This window comes from Mycobacterium sp. 141 (assembly GCF_000382405.1).
Taxonomy (GTDB): domain Bacteria; phylum Actinomycetota; class Actinomycetes; order Mycobacteriales; family Mycobacteriaceae; genus Mycobacterium.
Genome location: NZ_KB908273.1, coordinates 16,304 through 32,145 on the forward strand (window position 1 = coordinate 16,304; position 15,842 = coordinate 32,145).

General features: G+C 63.6%; 17 protein-coding genes. 5 read left to right on the forward strand and 12 right to left on the reverse strand.

What is annotated here, in order from left to right; all coding sequences use genetic code 11:
- Positions 1–298 precede the first annotated feature (298 nt).
- Together H276_RS0119275 and H276_RS0119280 are read left to right on the forward strand one after the other, a co-directional pair.
- Positions 299–1,033 (forward strand): peroxiredoxin, encoded by a 735-nt coding sequence (locus H276_RS0119275; RefSeq protein ID WP_019972922.1) that lies wholly within the window; start codon positions 299–301, stop codon positions 1,031–1,033.
- Between the two features lie 94 nt (positions 1,034–1,127).
- On the forward strand, positions 1,128–1,394 hold the full coding sequence (locus H276_RS0119280) for a metal-sensitive transcriptional regulator (RefSeq protein ID WP_026357194.1): 267 nt from the start codon (positions 1,128–1,130) through the stop codon (positions 1,392–1,394).
- A gap of 173 nt (positions 1,395–1,567) precedes the next feature.
- Here the strand turns inward: H276_RS0119280 and H276_RS0119285 are convergent, their stop codons facing one another.
- From H276_RS0119285 to H276_RS0119295, 3 genes are all read right to left on the reverse strand, one after another.
- On the reverse strand, positions 1,568–2,353 hold the full coding sequence (locus H276_RS0119285) for a L,D-transpeptidase family protein (RefSeq protein WP_019972924.1): 786 nt from the start codon (positions 2,351–2,353) through the stop codon (positions 1,568–1,570).
- 237 nt (positions 2,354–2,590) lie between these two features.
- Positions 2,591–3,694: a hypothetical protein gene (locus H276_RS23310; RefSeq protein ID WP_019972925.1), complete on the reverse strand. Its 1,104-nt coding sequence runs from the start codon at positions 3,692–3,694 to the stop codon at positions 2,591–2,593.
- Between the two features lie 310 nt (positions 3,695–4,004).
- On the reverse strand, positions 4,005–4,955 hold the full coding sequence (locus H276_RS0119295; protein ID WP_019972926.1) for a threonine/serine dehydratase: 951 nt from the start codon (positions 4,953–4,955) through the stop codon (positions 4,005–4,007).
- Between the two features lie 132 nt (positions 4,956–5,087).
- Between H276_RS0119295 and H276_RS0119300 the strand changes: the two genes are divergently transcribed.
- Both H276_RS0119300 and H276_RS0119305 read left to right on the forward strand, forming a co-directional pair.
- Positions 5,088–5,294 (forward strand): hypothetical protein, encoded by a 207-nt coding sequence (locus H276_RS0119300; protein ID WP_019972927.1) that lies wholly within the window; start codon positions 5,088–5,090, stop codon positions 5,292–5,294.
- A 17-nt stretch (positions 5,295–5,311) separates the two neighbouring features.
- Positions 5,312–5,638: a hypothetical protein gene (locus H276_RS0119305; protein ID WP_019972928.1), complete on the forward strand. Its 327-nt coding sequence runs from the start codon at positions 5,312–5,314 to the stop codon at positions 5,636–5,638.
- A gap of 113 nt (positions 5,639–5,751) precedes the next feature.
- Here the strand turns inward: H276_RS0119305 and H276_RS0119310 are convergent, their stop codons facing one another.
- The 6 genes from H276_RS0119310 to H276_RS0119335 all read right to left on the reverse strand — a co-directional run bounded on the left by H276_RS0119310 (position 5,752) and on the right by H276_RS0119335 (position 12,386).
- Positions 5,752–6,288: an AmiS/UreI family transporter gene (locus H276_RS0119310; protein ID WP_019972929.1), complete on the reverse strand. Its 537-nt coding sequence runs from the start codon at positions 6,286–6,288 to the stop codon at positions 5,752–5,754.
- Between the two features lie 90 nt (positions 6,289–6,378).
- Positions 6,379–7,080: a hypothetical protein gene (locus tag H276_RS0119315; protein ID WP_155943177.1), complete on the reverse strand. Its 702-nt coding sequence runs from the start codon at positions 7,078–7,080 to the stop codon at positions 6,379–6,381.
- Positions 7,077–8,027: a hypothetical protein gene (locus H276_RS23705; RefSeq protein WP_155943178.1), complete on the reverse strand. Its 951-nt coding sequence runs from the start codon at positions 8,025–8,027 to the stop codon at positions 7,077–7,079. Before H276_RS23705 ends, H276_RS0119315 begins: the two co-directional genes overlap by 4 nt.
- Positions 8,024–10,462, reverse strand: coding sequence for a LamG domain-containing protein (locus H276_RS0119325; RefSeq protein WP_231376718.1), 2,439 nt, complete (start codon positions 10,460–10,462; stop codon positions 8,024–8,026). Before H276_RS0119325 ends, H276_RS23705 begins: the two co-directional genes overlap by 4 nt.
- 126 nt (positions 10,463–10,588) lie before the next feature.
- A complete protein-coding gene (locus H276_RS0119330) occupies positions 10,589–11,104 on the reverse strand; it encodes a N,N-dimethylformamidase, small subunit (protein WP_231376719.1) in 516 nt (171 codons plus the stop codon).
- Positions 11,105–11,321: 217 nt separating this feature from the next.
- Positions 11,322–12,386, reverse strand: a complete 1,065-nt coding sequence (locus H276_RS0119335; protein ID WP_051111483.1) for a substrate-binding domain-containing protein — start codon at positions 12,384–12,386, stop codon at positions 11,322–11,324.
- A 174-nt stretch (positions 12,387–12,560) separates the two neighbouring features.
- Here H276_RS0119335 and H276_RS23320 point away from each other — a divergent pair, with 174 nt between their 5' ends.
- The gene (locus H276_RS23320; RefSeq protein WP_019972936.1) at positions 12,561–12,926 is read left to right on the forward strand and encodes a MarR family winged helix-turn-helix transcriptional regulator; all 366 of its coding nucleotides are present in this window, start codon (positions 12,561–12,563) and stop codon (positions 12,924–12,926) included.
- 162 nt (positions 12,927–13,088) lie between these two features.
- Here the strand turns inward: H276_RS23320 and H276_RS0119350 are convergent, their stop codons facing one another.
- The 3 genes from H276_RS0119350 to H276_RS0119360 form a co-directional block, all read right to left on the reverse strand.
- Positions 13,089–13,469: a cupredoxin domain-containing protein gene (locus H276_RS0119350; RefSeq protein WP_019972937.1), complete on the reverse strand. Its 381-nt coding sequence runs from the start codon at positions 13,467–13,469 to the stop codon at positions 13,089–13,091.
- A gap of 38 nt (positions 13,470–13,507) precedes the next feature.
- On the reverse strand, positions 13,508–14,662 hold the full coding sequence (locus H276_RS0119355; protein WP_019972938.1) for a glycosyltransferase: 1,155 nt from the start codon (positions 14,660–14,662) through the stop codon (positions 13,508–13,510).
- Between the two features lie 213 nt (positions 14,663–14,875).
- Positions 14,876–15,787 carry a dienelactone hydrolase family protein gene (locus H276_RS0119360; protein ID WP_019972939.1) on the reverse strand — a complete coding sequence of 304 codons (912 nt, stop codon included), beginning with the start codon at positions 15,785–15,787 and terminating at the stop codon, positions 14,876–14,878.
- Positions 15,788–15,842: the final 55 nt, after the last annotated feature.

The window sequence follows — 15,842 nt, forward strand, 5'->3', positions numbered from 1 at the left end:
CGGCACGCCGAAGCAATCGCGGTGGAACCCGTTCAAGAAAAAGAGATAAACCCCTCGGGCGCGAGGGAATATACCCCTTTGGGTATGTCGGTTCGCAACGATGCCTGGCGCTGGCTGCCGAGCCTGGTGACCAAAGACCCTGTGCGCCTGACAACCACCGCACCTATACTAAAGCGACATACCCCAGGAGGTATGATTTGAAGAATGCGGCTGCCGTTGATGTAATGACAGCCGATGCTCAAGGATCTTGTTTAGCAACAATGCCTTTCACGAACCAACACACAAACACAGGACCACTATGACCAACACCATTGAGACGCCGGCGGCCACAGTCGGCACCATGCCGAGAATCGGGGACCCCGCCCCCTCGTTCACCGCCGCAACCACACAGGGCGATATCAACTTCCCAGCCGACTACGCCGGTCAATGGGTCATTTTGTTCTCGCACCCCGCCGACTTCACGCCGGTTTGCACCAGCGAGTTCATGACGTTTGCCTCCATGCAAAACAAATTCGCGGCCTACAACACGGCACTGGTCGGATTGTCGGTCGACGGGCTCTACAGCCACATCGCCTGGTTGCGCACCATCAAGGACAAGATCACGTTCAAGGATATGAGCGGGGTCGAAGTCACCTTCCCGCTCATCGAGGACATCTCGATGGACATCGCACGCAAGTACGGCATGATCATGCCGGGAGAAGACTCGACGAAAGCGGTGCGGGCCGTGTTCGTCATCGACCCCAAGGGCATTGTCCGAACCGTCATCTACTACCCATTGTCCTTGGGCCGCAACTTCGATGAGCTGCTTCGCGTGGTGAAGGCACTACAAACCGCTGACCACTTCGACGTCGCGACACCCGCGGACTGGCGTCCGGGCGATCCCGTGATCGTGCCAACCGCCGGGTCGTGCGGCACCGCCAAAGACCGCATGGACGGTCATGACGACGGCGTCGAATGCGAGGACTGGTTCTTCTGCACCAAGCAGCTTCCTGAATCCGATGTCGAGTCGGCGATCCGGAGTCGACGCGCCTGAACCCTACCGTGGCCACTGAGGGAATACCCCCACCCGTACATTCGCTACACTCGGCGGCGGTGCGACCGCACTGATCGGGAAGAAGGATGTGAACGTGGCCGGTGACGAAGAATCGATGACTGCCGTTCTCAACAGGTTGAGGCGGGCCCAGGGGCAGCTTGCCGGAGTGATTTCCATGATCGAACAGGGCCGAGACTGCAAGGACGTCGTCACGCAACTCGCTGCGGTCAGCCGCGCGCTCGATCGCGCCGGGTTCAAGATTGTGGCCACCGGGTTGCGGAACTGCATCACTGGCGACGACCAATCTCGAAATCCGTTGACCGAGGCCGAACTAGAAAAGCTGTTCCTAGCCTTGGCGTAAGCGGACCCCACGGGTCGGCGCGCGCCATTGGTTGCGAGCCGTGGGGTTCCAGCTGGGCCGTGGTGCCGCGGCTGGCGTCGGTCCTGGAATCTGTTGCAGCCCAACGCCGGAACCGCTCCGCTGCTACAAGGCGTCGCTGAGAACCTACGGCAGGCTACGTCGCGAAGTGGCCGTCAGGCGTTGATGATGATCGGATCACCGATGCTGACGGTGTTGAAATACCACGCCGCGTTGTCCGGGCTCAGGTTGATGCAGCCGTGGCTGACGTTCGAATTGCCCTGCTGTGCCACCGACCACGGTGCCGAATGCACGTACACCCCGCCCCAGGTCACTCGGACCGCGTCGTTGACGGTTAACTTGTAGCCCTCCGGGTCACTCAGTGGGATCCCGATGGTCCGCGAATCCATCACGACCGTCTTCTCTTTCGACAATGCGGTGAAGGAGCCGACCGGGGTCGGATGCTTGGGCTTGCCCATCGACGCGGGCATGGTGCGCGCAACCTCGCCGTCGATGCTGACGGTGAAGGTGTGAGCGCTGATATCGGCCACACCGAGCACGGTGGCACCGGTCTCGAAAGTGGTCTTGAAGCCCTCCGCGACAACCGAGACGGTGGAGTGGCCCGGGTAGAACTGATCCGGGGTCCACCGCATGACGTCATCGCTCAACCAGGTGAACTTCCCGGTCGGGGTGCGCGCCGCAGAGGTCGACACCCGCAAGCCGTGCTCGGCCGCACCTCGGTCGATGATCGGCTGGCTGAACGTCACCGTGATCGGGTAGGCCACCCCCACGACAGAGCCCGCCGACGGCTCGACACTGGCCACCGGGTTCGGGGTGCTGACGGCAGCCTCCGCGACATTAACCGACGCGGCGGTGGCAAGCATGGCGATACCGATCACCGCAAACACTTTTCGGACCGATCCCAGCGCGGTTCGAGGACCGGGCGACGAGGCGTTCAGCATTACTGCAGTGTAGTTCGTTCGCGCGGCCACCCGCAGTATACGCAGGCCGAGGCCGGTAAGCGGCACATGGGATTCACGGAGGCAGCGATTCACAGTTACTGCATCGGTGCGCGGCGCACAAACGTTTCACCTAACCGCAAACCACCCTGTCGTTACGCGCGACCAGCAACATCGGGTCGCGCTGCAGCACCGGCTGGCGAAACCGAATCGGTAATTGCCGACAGCCGGCGCTGAGCGTTACGGCGTAAGAACCGGTGCCAAGTCAGGCGGTTGATCGCCAGCCGACATCCCGGCCTGGTCCGGAATCTCCCCGGCGGGCTGATCCGACGGGACCTCCGCCGGGGGCGGCGCGACAGGTGCTGCTGCCGGCACTTCCTCGGACGCCGGCACCGCGGCCGGGGACTGATCGGCACCGGGCTCGACAGCTGATTCCGGTGTCGGTGGTTGTTGCGCGGGTGGATCGACAGATGCGGGCTCCACGAGCTGTGCGGACGGCGCGGGTGGAACCCCCGTCGTAGCGGGTTGCCGGTGCGGTATCAGCTGCATGCTGACGGCCAGAGAGATCGACACGACGAATGTCACCACACCGCCGGCCAGCATCGCTATCGGAGCCAATGTGGCTGAGGTCCAACGCTTTCGGCGCTCAGGCGTCTCGTCATCAAACATGAACCGGCCGCGCCGCGCCGCGACCAGAGCCGCACCACGGGCCAGCGCGAGTTTGGCCTCAGCCGGCGTGAACACCGGAACCCCAAGTGCCCGTTCCAGCTTCGGCATAACAGCGCTCAGATCTCCGGCAGAGCCGACGACCACAAGCGCATCCGGACGCTCATCGGCCGCGGCGAAAACCTGATGCAGCCAGCCGGACAGCGTCTCGTGGCTGTCGACGAGATGATTGACCGTGCTGCGGACCGGGCCGGCGCCGGGCCGTACGGTCAGCGCGACGACCATTTCGGGCTCGATGACACAGATGACCGTGGTGTCGAACCCGACGGCATCGGCGATCCCGCGTGCCAGCGCTTCAGTGGCCTGCGGCAGTCGGATCGGCCCCGTTCTTCCGAAGCCGGACTCTGAGAGCGAGTTCACGACCTCAGCAGCCTCGCGCTCGGCGTAGTCACTCCACGTGACGCCGACCGAACGCAAGGTGTGGCCGCTCCGGGCCGCCGTCTGACCCAGGTGCGCGACGGCGGAAACAACCTCGTCGCAAACGTCACTCTCGTCATAGGCCCGCAGGTCGATCGTGTCGTGCGCGAGGGTGGCGCCGTCGCCGTTTCGCCCCTTGACCAGGACCAGACCGACGCTGGCCGCTGTCATCGAGACGCCGAGCACCGCGTCCACGCGCATACCCCCTCGGAGCTGTGGCCACGACACGGTGGTCCACCGGCACGAGCAACGACGCAAAGCACCGCGGATCCGGACAATGTGGCCGACGTCCACCTGTTCGAGCTGACCATACCCGCGCCAGGCCGTACGAGCACACTTGGCGCACGGCGGCTTCGCTGACCCCGCGGTACGTGAAAGTGTGCTGCGCCATCAGAATCCGGTGAACAGACCCACGCATCGGTTTGCCGATGGATAGGCGAAATTCCGGCCCCGCCTTCGGCTGCGCGACAGGGTCGGCGCCATGACAGCCGCACCTGCTGGAGGGTGTGCACTAGCCATCGGCGAAAACAGCTCTCAGTAACGCCGGTTCGATGTTTCCGCCGGAGACGATGACCACCGCAGGCCCCTCGGGGAACTGCCCGCGGTGGTAGCCGGCAAGTGCGACGGCCCCGCTCGGCTCGACGACCAGATGCGCCCGGTAGGCCAATTCCCGCATGGCAGAGCGGATCTCGTCCTCGCTGACGGTGATGACGTCGTCGAGTACGCGCTGCAGATGCGCGAAAGTCAACGCCGAAGGAGTGGACCTCAGCCCGTCGGCTATGGTCCGATTGCGTTGCGCCACAGGCCAATCTACCAGATGACCGCTGTCCAGCGCTTCGGCGGTGTCGGCCGCGAGTTCCGGTTCGACCCCGAATATCTTGGCTTGCGGGCACAGCGCACGCACCGCCGTGCCGATGCCGGAGGCCAGGCCGCCGCCGCTGATCGGGATAAGCACGGTCGCGACTCCGGGGAGGTCTTCGGCGATCTCCAGCCCGACGGTGCCCTGCCCGGCGATGACGTCGAGGTCGTCGAATGGCGGTATCAGCACCCCTCCCGTGCGTTCGACGACTTCGGCGGCCACCCGCTCGCGTTGACCAGCCGCGCACAGCACCACGTCTGCGCCGTACGCCCGGGTCGCGGCAACCTTGACGGCGGGGGTCTCCTCGGGCATCACGATATGCGCGACTACGCCATAACTTGCCGCGGCACAGGCGACCGCCTGGGCGTGATTGCCGCTGGAATACGCCACGACTCCCCTAGCCCGGACCCCTGGATCCAGTCGGCCGAGCGCGTTGAACGCGCCACGGATCTTGAAAGCGCCCATCGGCTGCAGATTCTCGGGTTTGATCCACAGCGGGCGGTCGGGGTCGGCCCACGTGGCAGGCAGCAGCGGGGTGCGGATCACGTCGGCGGCGATACGCTCGGCGGCACCGCGTATGTCGTCGATCGTCACCAGTCTCACGACTCCAAGTCTTCACCCCGGCCATACAGTTGCCGGCGCTCGGGTGTCGGGCCCGTTGACCGGCACCGTTGAATCATTCCCGCACCGGTAGGACAATCGAGGTCATCGCCGGCCGATCGGGGAGGAACGATCATGACCTATGCCGACAATGGGGCGTTCGACGACGACGCACCCGAGGCTGATGCAGTCGAACAGCTCACGCCCGTCAATGTCGACGACGATGACATATCCGAATCCAGCCTGGTTCGTATATCCCCTGATGCCGACGCCGACGAGGCGGACCTCATCGAGCAGGCCACTGCCGTACCGATCGACGACGATCTGGATTTCGACCGCTGACCCGAAAGGACGCCGGCATGCGGATGCCCGACGCGTTGGAAGCCCTGTCCACCGATGGCGATCCCGACCGGTTGTTCGGCGAGCCATACCAGACCCCCGACGGGACCACTGTGATCCCGGTGTCCAAGGTGCACCACCGGCGCGACGGCGGCCGGGTCACCCGCGCGTTCGGTGTGTTCGTGATCAAGGACGGCACCCCGACTTGGGTCCCTGCGGTGGACGCCACCCGCATCGCCCTGATGGGTGAGCTGATCGGTCTGATCGCGGCCACCCTCGCGACAGTGGCTATGATCCGTCGCCCACCGTGGCCGGATCTGCGGGGCGACCTTTCGCGACGCGCCTGACGGCAAGCCGCCACACCGCGCCGCAGACCACCAGTACGGCCAGCGCAGCGAAAGCACCGAACACCGTCACGAACCCGACCGTCACAGCGACGGTGAGCGCTTCGCCTGGTTCTTTACACCTGAATTGCTTCGGTGAATACCAGGATTGCTGGAACCAGTGCGGTGCCGATAGCTTCAGCGACTGCAACCACTGCGGTGACGCGGACAAGGGGTCTGCCCAGCCCCAGGGTGAGGAAGAACAGAAACCACAAGGCCGCCCACGCGAACCAGTTACCCGCCATCCACACATTGAAGGCGCCGCTGGAGGTAGACAGCGAATATATTCCGACAGGAAGGGCGACCGCCGTCACCACGAGTGAGAACCATCCGAGTGCGGCGCCGTTCACACCGGTGAACTGATTGGCGCCTACCCAAAGATAGGTCAGTGCGAAAAGCCCGATGTAGGCGGCCGGGGCGGCGCTGGCGGCGTCGGTGCTTCGGGCCAGTGTCAGCGCGATGATCACTAATCCGACAAACCCGGTGAAGATGTTGAGAACCGCGATATCTTTGCCTGCCAGCTGGTTTGGAGCGTTCGGTGTGGCGGTGCGCCACATCCATACTCCGTTGACGAGCAGGCTTGCACCGACGAACACGAGAAATACCGGAAGCATTGCTAAACACGCTTTCGTAGTGGGGCCATGGCCGATCCGTTTGGAACACACGATGATCGCCACCTGCGGAATACCAGAGTCCCCGCTAGGTCATGATGTAGTCGACTCGGTGCCGAATACCTCCGCAAACGAATTCTCCCCCAAGGTCATTGAGCCGATGAGGGGGACACGCTTGAGCTGAGAAAGGATCAACAGCGCCTGGATGGCGCCGTGATCAGGCTTGATAGCGCCGTGCGGCAACTCGACGATGCCGTCGATATGCAGGCCGAGGCGTTCGAGATTGGGCATGAGTGTGCCCGGGCCAGGCCGCATCAGAAGTCCCGGGCCGACGACGAAAGCCCCCAGTCCTTCGGCTGTCAGGCATCGACACGCCTGAATCATGGCGACATTGGCGGGATCCTCGGTGAGTGTTACCACTGCACCTATGGGGTCGGTCACGTCGATAAGCTCGGGCGCCCAGTGCCAAGCCGGCATGCCCACGACCAGGTCGATGCCCGACGGCAGATCGAACTGTGGGCCGGCCGGATTGGCCACTTTGTAGTCGACGACCTCATGCCGCGAACGGCGCATGGTGAGCGACTGTTGGACCAGTTGGCTACCGCACAGGCCAACGGCCGTTTCCGCTTCCAGTCGCATGGACAATGGCGCGAGCATATGCCCGCTGTCCGCCCACAGATCGACGATTCGCTGCACACGCCCGAGCCGATACGTCAGGTACTCGGCCATGAACGTGATTACCGCGTCATCGAGCAGCGCGGGTTCGCTTCGAAACCACTTCGATTTCATCGTCACCCGGCGCCGGCCATTTCGCAGCGCTGAGTCGCCCACCGGGCGACCGGCGAGTCCGTCTCATCGTCGACAGATGGCAGGGTTTCGATCATTCTGCGCCACGTATGCTCCACGGTCGGCCATGACGCCGGCGCCGACTCGCGTCCGTAGAGGGCCACCGTGATCTCGGTGCGACCGAGGTTGACTGGCTTGGCGATCAGGATCGCGCGATGTGTCGGCAACTCCACAATCGTCAGATTGGGGAACCCGGATATGACCACCGCCGACCGCAGACCTCCCCGATCACCTGGTAGCGGTCGCAGACCGTCAGGTAAGTCTTGCGGCGGAATGATCACGGAAACATTCGATACGGGGTCGCGTGCACCCATCGCATAGGCCAGGCGCGCCGCTACATAACGCCAATTACACACGGCATCAACGTGAAAGTAACTGTGGAAGCGCAGATCGGATGATGCGGACACCAGGGCGCTGACGCCCTCCGGGGTCTGATCGGCCAAGGGGGCAGGCTCATGCCCGGGGAGAGCGACGAAGATCACCGGTCCAGCCGTGGCGACGCGGATCGCTACCCGACGAGACGGACGGGCGCCGACCATCTGCCGGATGAGCCGGTTCTCGGAGACGCCGGGACGGAGGACGTCTCCGTCCCGGCTGTGCCCGCACGAAACATAAGCGCATTCGACTTTTGCTCCGTTGCTACATTGCGCGGGGATATTCCAGCACGAGCCCTGCTGGAATGCGTTATATCCACCGTCGAGGTGTCCCTGGCTGGTCCGCAAGACATGGACTCCGTGATCGCCAATCGTCGCCGGGAGGATCTCCCCTGGTTCTGCGATCATCTCCTCGACACCGGCCGCCACCCAGCATCGACTCCACAGCTGGGCGTTCTCGTCGGAAAACTGCGGAAGTCGCGAAATAGCGGTCGGTAAGCCGAGATTGGCCGCAGGACTCACCGCGCACTCTCCGCTGGACGAAGGGCGTCGAGGCGCACTCGGTTCAACTCGGGATCGTAGTCCGCGCGGCCACGGTGCACGACGCAGTCCGCACTGGGTTCGGGCAGGGGGCCGTCTTGGGAGAACCGATTGAGGACGTTTCCGACGAGGCGGGAAATGTTGTTGTCATAGTTGTTGTGCGACAGCGAGCCACAGAACGCGATCGAGCTGAATGCGAAAGATGCACCCCCATTGGGAGTTTCATGGAACGCAATGTCAGAACGCACGCGCGGGTGGTGTGTTCCGTCGATGCCGGCCTGGCTGAAGCCGTAATCCTCCATGACCAACAGCACTCCCTCGGTATGGCGGCCCGCCGACGTCGCGGTGACCAGTGTGTGCGGCGGTGAGCCCAGCGTGGTGTCGACGATATCGAGCTCCAGGCCGGCGGCACCGCCCGAAACGAGCCCGAAATCACCTAGCCGCTCGTCGTAGTCGATGCCCTCGAACGCCCACGCCACCCGCGGGTCGTTCGATTCCGGTGTACGGGTGTAGTAGGTGCCGATGTCGAAGCCTTCGGAGGACATACCCGTTCCCGCGACCGAGTGCAGGTAACGGCCGACGTACCGCCACATTCCTCCGAGCTGGCCGTTGGATTGGTGGTGATACTCACCGGGATCGGCCCGCCAGGTGCGGATACCGGACTCGCAGCGGCGCATCTCGGTCACCTCTCCGCGACCGTAGGCGGGGTGGAAGGTGTGAATCCAGTAGAAGCCGTCGGCCCCCATGTACATGAAGCGTCCACCGCGCTCCTTGTAATTGTGGATCGCGTCGAGGTAGTGGCCGTCGTGATGTTCGGGATGTGTACCCGTGAGCACGACGTTGTAGTTCTCGATGCGCTCCAGCCCGTCGTAGGAAACGTCTTCATCGGTGATGACGTCGAACTCGTAGCCTTTCTCGGTGAGCCAGTCGATCAGGTGGAGGTCGGCAGGGAACTGCCACGGAGCCTGAGCGAGGAAGTGGTCGTATTGCGGACGGAATGACAGCACAGGCCGTAGGCGTGAGGACAGGCAGAGTCCAGAGCCATCGGTGTGAGTATCGTAGATGGAACCGCCGTACTCACGATGTGTGGCCAGAAACATGTTGGCCGCAGCCATGATCGGGACGCGGTAGACAAGCAGCTCAGCGGCGCCGGCGTTGGCCGCCAGATGCTCGTTGGCATAAGCCATGTAACTCTGGGTGGAGAGAATGACCGCGATCTTCGCCGTGGGCTCACCCAGTTTAGGACGCACGACGAAGGGCACGTAGTCGAAGTTTCCGTCGTCGCTGGTGAGCTTGACGGCCCACACTGCAGACTTCATGTCTGCGTCGATATCGAAGCTGAAATCGGCCTGCCACCGCGCATCGTCGATGTCGTCGTCGTGAAAGTGAATCGCACCGTACTGTTCGGGGGCTTGCCGCCAGTCGGTCTCGGTGCCGGTCCAGTTGTATCCCGTCATCGCGCGCGTGGGGAGGTTGACGATGTCTCCGTCGAGGCGGTACGGACCCTCGTCGCGCACCTTCTTTGTCGGGATGTCCTTGCCGAAATCCCATGACGCGACGACGCGGTCGGACAGGGGTCCGAAACTGCGCCGCTCGTCCAATCCGGAACTGAGACCTCCTTTGAGTTGCTCGATTTCCAGTCGGGACAGTGCCTTGGAGGCGATACGGACGCTGTCGATCTTTCCGTTGTAGTGGTTGGTGATGACTAATCCCTGCGGGACCGAGGAAGCGCCTTGGGGGCCTTCGTCGTAGCGCCCCGCCGCCGCCGCGATGGAAAGCGGAACGTCTGCGTTGACGAGCCGGTCAGCAAATACTGTTTCCGCACATGGGATTTCGGGGTCAAGCGCATACCGTACGAGCGGTTCTTGAATCAATGTCGCCTTACCGGTTTCAGCGTCGTATGTGGCGGCGACAAAGGTCCAGGCGTGGTCCCGCACGGGCGCGCCCGTGGTCAGCGTCTGGCCGTTCACGCGCAACTCCAACTCGGCCCGGTCGTTGATGAACAAGCCGTAGCCCTGATTGTCGATGCACTTCGCGACGATGGCCTGTGCGCCCGGTCGCCAATAGCCATCCACCTTGTGCGGCATGGTCGGCCAGATGAACGCCTGGATGGTGAAGCTGTCGACATCGAGCGGCTGACGCTGGGGCACAACGATATAGGATCCGCTGTTGATTACCTGTCGTCGACCTGGATAGGTACCGTTGAGTTCTGCGTCGGTGGGGATTTCCTTCAGCCCGGGACCAGCAGGATCGGTATTGCCATTGATCAATTGCACCAGTTGGGCGTGATACCGGTCCGGCCCATCGCAATTGACGTAGAAGTGGATCTTGTCGCCGCGCTCGACGGTCCATTTGTCGGCATACGCGGTGATCGGCATCCAATGTGGCTGGGTCGAATTATCGGCTAGTGTCGTCATTTTCTTGCATTGTCCTTCGTCAGGTGAGTTGTCAATTACACCGGCATCGTGGTGAGGCAGGTGCCCAGAATTGCTCGGTTTCCTTACTCAAAGGACCACCGAGGCATGATAATTCGGCAGAGCCGGTTAGGTGACAGCCCAGCTGTCGTTGTGGCGTTTCCAGCCTTCGTGGAAGTCTTCGGGCATGCCGTCGGTCTCGGGATATTGGTCGAGTCGCATCAGGAAGATGGCGTGCTGAATTTCGTTCTCATCGTTGAACACTCGATCATCGACAAAAGTTGGAGGCACTCCGCGGATTCCGGAGAGCCGGCCAATTCGCCACGCGCGCTCCCGCTCCACACAGATCGTGACAAGTTTCCCGCCGTGGGCACCCGGATTCTGGGCGCGCATACGCACCAGGACGTTGGCCAGGTCCTTGTGCTCATGGATGCCGCCGTGGGGGCCGATCGCGCTTCCAGGTCGCTCTGTGCGCAGTATCGAACAACCTGCTACGCCCTTCATATCGTCGATGCACGCTCTGTGCTCATCGATCAGACGCTGACGTTCGACGGTGTCTGCACGTGGGATCGGGTACATCGGTTTCTCCTCGTTGAGCCAGGTGAATATCACGGGCCGCCTTGGCGGTGTGGCGGGGGCTGCCACCAGTAGTAATCTAGTGAAATAGTTTCATGTGATGGTGATTCACGTCACGCTACCGTCGGATGCGTGCCGTTGGCAAGGGACCCACAAGAATTGGTGCCGGACGATGTCCCGAAGGCGCGCTTGGCTGCTCGCTATCGCAGAAGGTGGTCCCTTGCGGCAAAAAGACCCGGCCGCGAGCCTCCTAGGTCCCGGGACGGGACCGCATCGTCAGCTGACTTCAGAGTCCAGCGAGTACGTCGAAGTCGAAACCGTCGGCTTGAGCGAGGTAGATATGCTGATTGCTCTGCGGCCCGTGGTACTGGACCACACCCCTGGGCCCGTCGTAGGCCAGCCCGACAACGGATGAGTTGATTCGAGTCATTTCGGTTGTCTTGGCACGCGCGTACAGGTGATAAAGGGTCGAGATACCTTCGTAGATGCTCTCGGCGGTGTTGTTCAGGGGCGGTGCCACTGGTCCGTGGAGCGCACTGTAACGGGACTGGAGATCGAGAGTCGCCACGGTTACCAGCGAACGGTAGTACGCCGCAGACGAATAGAGATTTTGGGTCGCGTCCACGCCGCTTGCCAGCAGCATGCTCTCATCCATGAGCGGGCTGTAGCGCAACGTTCGCAGATGCAAACCGCGGGCCGCGAAGCGGCGATTGAAGATGGCTGCATCCTGGCCTACAAAGAACATCATGACTGCTCGCGCTGATGAGCGCTCGACAAAGTCGACCAGCCGGAGCACGGCCGGTTCGTCATCCATCGGGGCGAATGCCGCTCCGCGAACTCGGATACCGATGCGTTCCGCCACATCGACTACGAACCGCGCCGACCTGTGCGGCCAGGAGTAATCGTGTCCGACTACGACCCAGTCAGTCACACCGAGATTGCGCCGCAGCCAGCCAAGTGCCGGAGCCACCTGGTTGTGCGGTACCTCACCGGATGAGAAGACTCCCGGTCTTGCTTCACCCCCCTCATAAAGGGCGGTGTACACGTAGGGAACTCTTCCGCGGACTTGCGCAACGATGGCATTGCGGACCGGATTTGTGTGCCACCCGGTGATGGCTTGTACTCGTTCCTGGTCGACCAGACCGGCAACCTCACGGGCTACGAGCGCGGGGGGAAGCCCACCGTCGACGACGTGCAATTCGGCAGGCCGCCCCAGGATGCCTACGGTCTGGTTGATTTCTTCTACAGCCAGTTGGGCAACCGCGCAGCACGAGGGACCGAAGATTCCGCCGGTCGAGCGCAAAGGCACCACCAAGGCAATGCCGAACGGCTCGCAGTCTCGCGTACCCATATCCCACTTCCCGTCAGTGTGGAGTTTGTCGGGTAGCAACACCGAGAAAGTATCGACGTTGCGGCTCACGCCATGCCGGGCTTGGCATTCTTACAGACGACGAAGGGATCTGTGTCCCTGGTCACTATGACATACTCGTCCGGAGGAGCAATCGTATGGTCAACGGGGTGGTACATGTCAGATGTCGACAGTGGCCGGGCTAGCCTGCGACTGTTACTGCGTTCACGCCTTGCCAGCGAGGGGATCAACGCGGTCACATCTGCCTTCCAGCTAACCACTGACCAGTGGTTGGTCCTGGAACTGTTGGTCGAAAATCAGCGGACGGGTCTGTCGATGGCGGACGTGCGCAGCCAGACCGGTTTGTCCAGCCCGACGGTGACGCGAATCGTCGATCACCTGGTGACATCGTCGCTCGCGTTCCGCGAGACTGATCCCGCAGATCGTCGGCGGGTAACGGTCCATTGCTCGGCGCTTGGCGAGCAGACCTACCACGAATCGAAACCGCTCGTCGACGTAGCCGAGCAAACCCTGGAGCAATGATCGGAACCGGCGGGCCACCAACGTCGGAACTACCTGATCAATCATCTTGACTCCCCCGCCACCCGACGGTGCATCTCGACTTTGACCTGCCGAAGCCACGCCGCGATGTACACGCACGCGTCATCCGGTGCTCGGCATTATCGGTTCGTCGAGAGCTGGCGCCTACTTGACGATCAAGTTGCTCACCATCGCCGGATGGTAGGTGCAGTCGAAGCCGTATTCGCCCGGGTCCGAAGGCGCGGTGAGAAGCGCGCGTTGCTTGCCGGCCACATGAACGTCGAACAGCCCCTTGGTAAGTGAGGTCACCGTGTGCGCGACCTCGTCGTCGTTGACGATCGTGATCTGTGTTCCGGGGGCTACGGTGAGCGGCGCGCTGAACCCCATTCCGGCGATCGTGATGACAGGCGTTCCCGGAGCCGGTGCGGGCACCGGGCTGCCTGTGGCCGCTTCGGAGTCATGCCCGGCGGAAGGCTGCGAGTTCGAACATGCGACGGCTCCGAATGCCAGTGCCGCCGCCGCACAGCACACCACGATGCGATTCATCACACTCCCTGAGGGCTGTCATCAAACACTACGATTATCTATCCCGCGTCAACCGTCGGGTCACGAGTCGGCCAGATACCGGCGGCGTTCCAGATGCCTAGCACGTCGAGCATCCTTGCGGCAGCCCGCGGCCAGGTGAACTGCTCGGCACGCTGGCGCGCACTGCTGCGGCGTAGCGATTCCGGGCGGCTGATCACCGAGGTCACCGCATGCGCGATGGCCCGGGGATCGTTGTCGGCCGTCGCGCCGCTGTCGGACGTGAGGATCTCGGCCAGCGCCGAGGTTCGTGACACCACCGCGGGGGTGCCGCACGCCAGGGCTTCCAGCGCGGCCAGGCCGAAGGTTTCATGCGGACCGGGAGCGAGCGCGACGTCGGCCGACGCCAGGATGGTCGCCACAGTGTCACGACAGCCGATGTAGCCGGTGAACTCGACCGGTAATCGCGCCGCCTGGCGTTCCAGCCGGGCCCGCAACGGCCCTTCCCCGACCACCACCAGGCGCGCGTCGACACCGGAATCACGCAGCGCTGCAACGGTATCGATACTTCGATGGGCGTGTTTCTCAACCGAGAGTCTGCCGCAGTGCACCAGCAAGGTGTGTTCCGGCGCGGCCCACCGGCTGCGCATCTGCTCGCTGCGCCACCGCGGGTGGAACTGCTCCAGATCGACACCGAGCGGCACGGTGGCGACGTTGACCGCGCCGATCCGGTCGAACTCCTCGCGGGCGAACGCCGTCGTGCACACCACCGCGTCGTAGTTCGCTGCGGTGCGGCGGTTGGCGAAGTTCGCCACCGCGCGGGCCGTGGACCGCGGAAGTACCTGTCCGACCAGACGATCCAGGCGTTCGTGGGAGATCATCACAGTGGCGACGTGGTGGCGACGCCCCCACGGCCCGAGCGAGCGCAGGGTCAGCCGGTCGGACACCTCCAGCGCGTCGGGCTCGAGTTCGCGCAGCAGCGTGGTGACCGGGCCGGGCAGCACGGCGCGGTACCCCCCGGTGAACGGGATCTGTCTGGCCGGCAACGAGATTCGTACGACGCCACTGGGTAGGACATGCTGTTGCGGGTGGGTGCCGGGCACGATGAGGTACACCTCGTGACCAGCGGCACGGTATTCCGCACCCAGCCGGTCGACCGCGGTGCGCAGACCCCCCGAGCGCGGGCCGTAGAAGTTGGCTACCTGGACAACCCGCATGCCCAGATCAGAACCGGGCGTGATGTGCGGTCAACAACGTGACGCCCACCGTTGGCTGAACACGTGCTGAACTCCCGTTCCGGACGCGGCTCGTCGGTCGTCGGCCGTCGGTCATCGCGAGCGTTTGTCACGCCAGTGTGGCGCTCGAGCTCGAGCGCCACACTGGCGTGACAAAGCCGTGCCGAGGCGCGCGGATGGAAGTCCGGCGGGCAATCAGCCGAGGTGCTGGCTGAACCAGTCCTGGACGCGGCGCCAGGCGTCGGCCGCAGCGGCGGGGTTGTAGCGATCCCCCGTGTCGTTGAAGAAGGCATGGTTGGCGTCGGGTTCGGTGATGAGGTCGTGCACCATGCCGGCCTTTTCGAGTGCAGCGCGGACCACGGGCTCGGTACTGGTCACCCGTTGATCCTGCGCACCATAGAAGGCGAGGACAGCCGCCTCGCGGGAACCGGAGAAGTCCGGATTGTCCGGGGCCGGCCCGTAGAACGGCACTGCTGCGGCCAGTTGGGGCGTGCCTGCGGCCAGCAGTTGCCAGACCAACCCGCCGCCCATACAGAAGCCGACGGCGGCAAGTTTGTGGTCGGGGACGCGGCGGGCGAGTTCATCGACGCCGGACTTGAGGTTGGCGATGAACTCTTCGGGTGTGATCTTGCTCAGCGCTGCGGTGGCTCCGGCCGGGTCGGCGAACGCCCCGGTTCCCCCCTGGGCCGACAACAGGTCGATCGCGAGCGCCGAGTAGCCGATGCCTGCGAAACGTCCTGCGACAGAACGCACCCAGTCGTTGAGTCCTCTGTTCTCGTGGACCACGAGGACCCCGCCGCGAGGTTGCGGAGCCGCAGCCCAGGCACCTTGAAGTTGGCCGGACGGACCCGCCCAGGTGACTGGGGCGGTGGGCAATGCGCCGGCCGAACCCGGCGGTGCCTCGGCGGTACCCGTCGCGGTCGATGACGATGAAGTTGCCTGCCCACCGGCCGGCTTCTGTTCACTGCATGCGGCGATCAACGCAGTGGCGGCGGCGGTGCCCATGCCGATGAGGGCCAGCCGGCGCAGAGCCTCGCGCCGGGACAGCAGGCCGTCCACGTGGTCGGTGGCGATTTCCTCTGCAATGTAGCGCTGTAGCGGTGTCATCTTCGCCAGTATGCGCGGTAATGCTTGAACCGCAACAATGCTGAACCACGGTGTT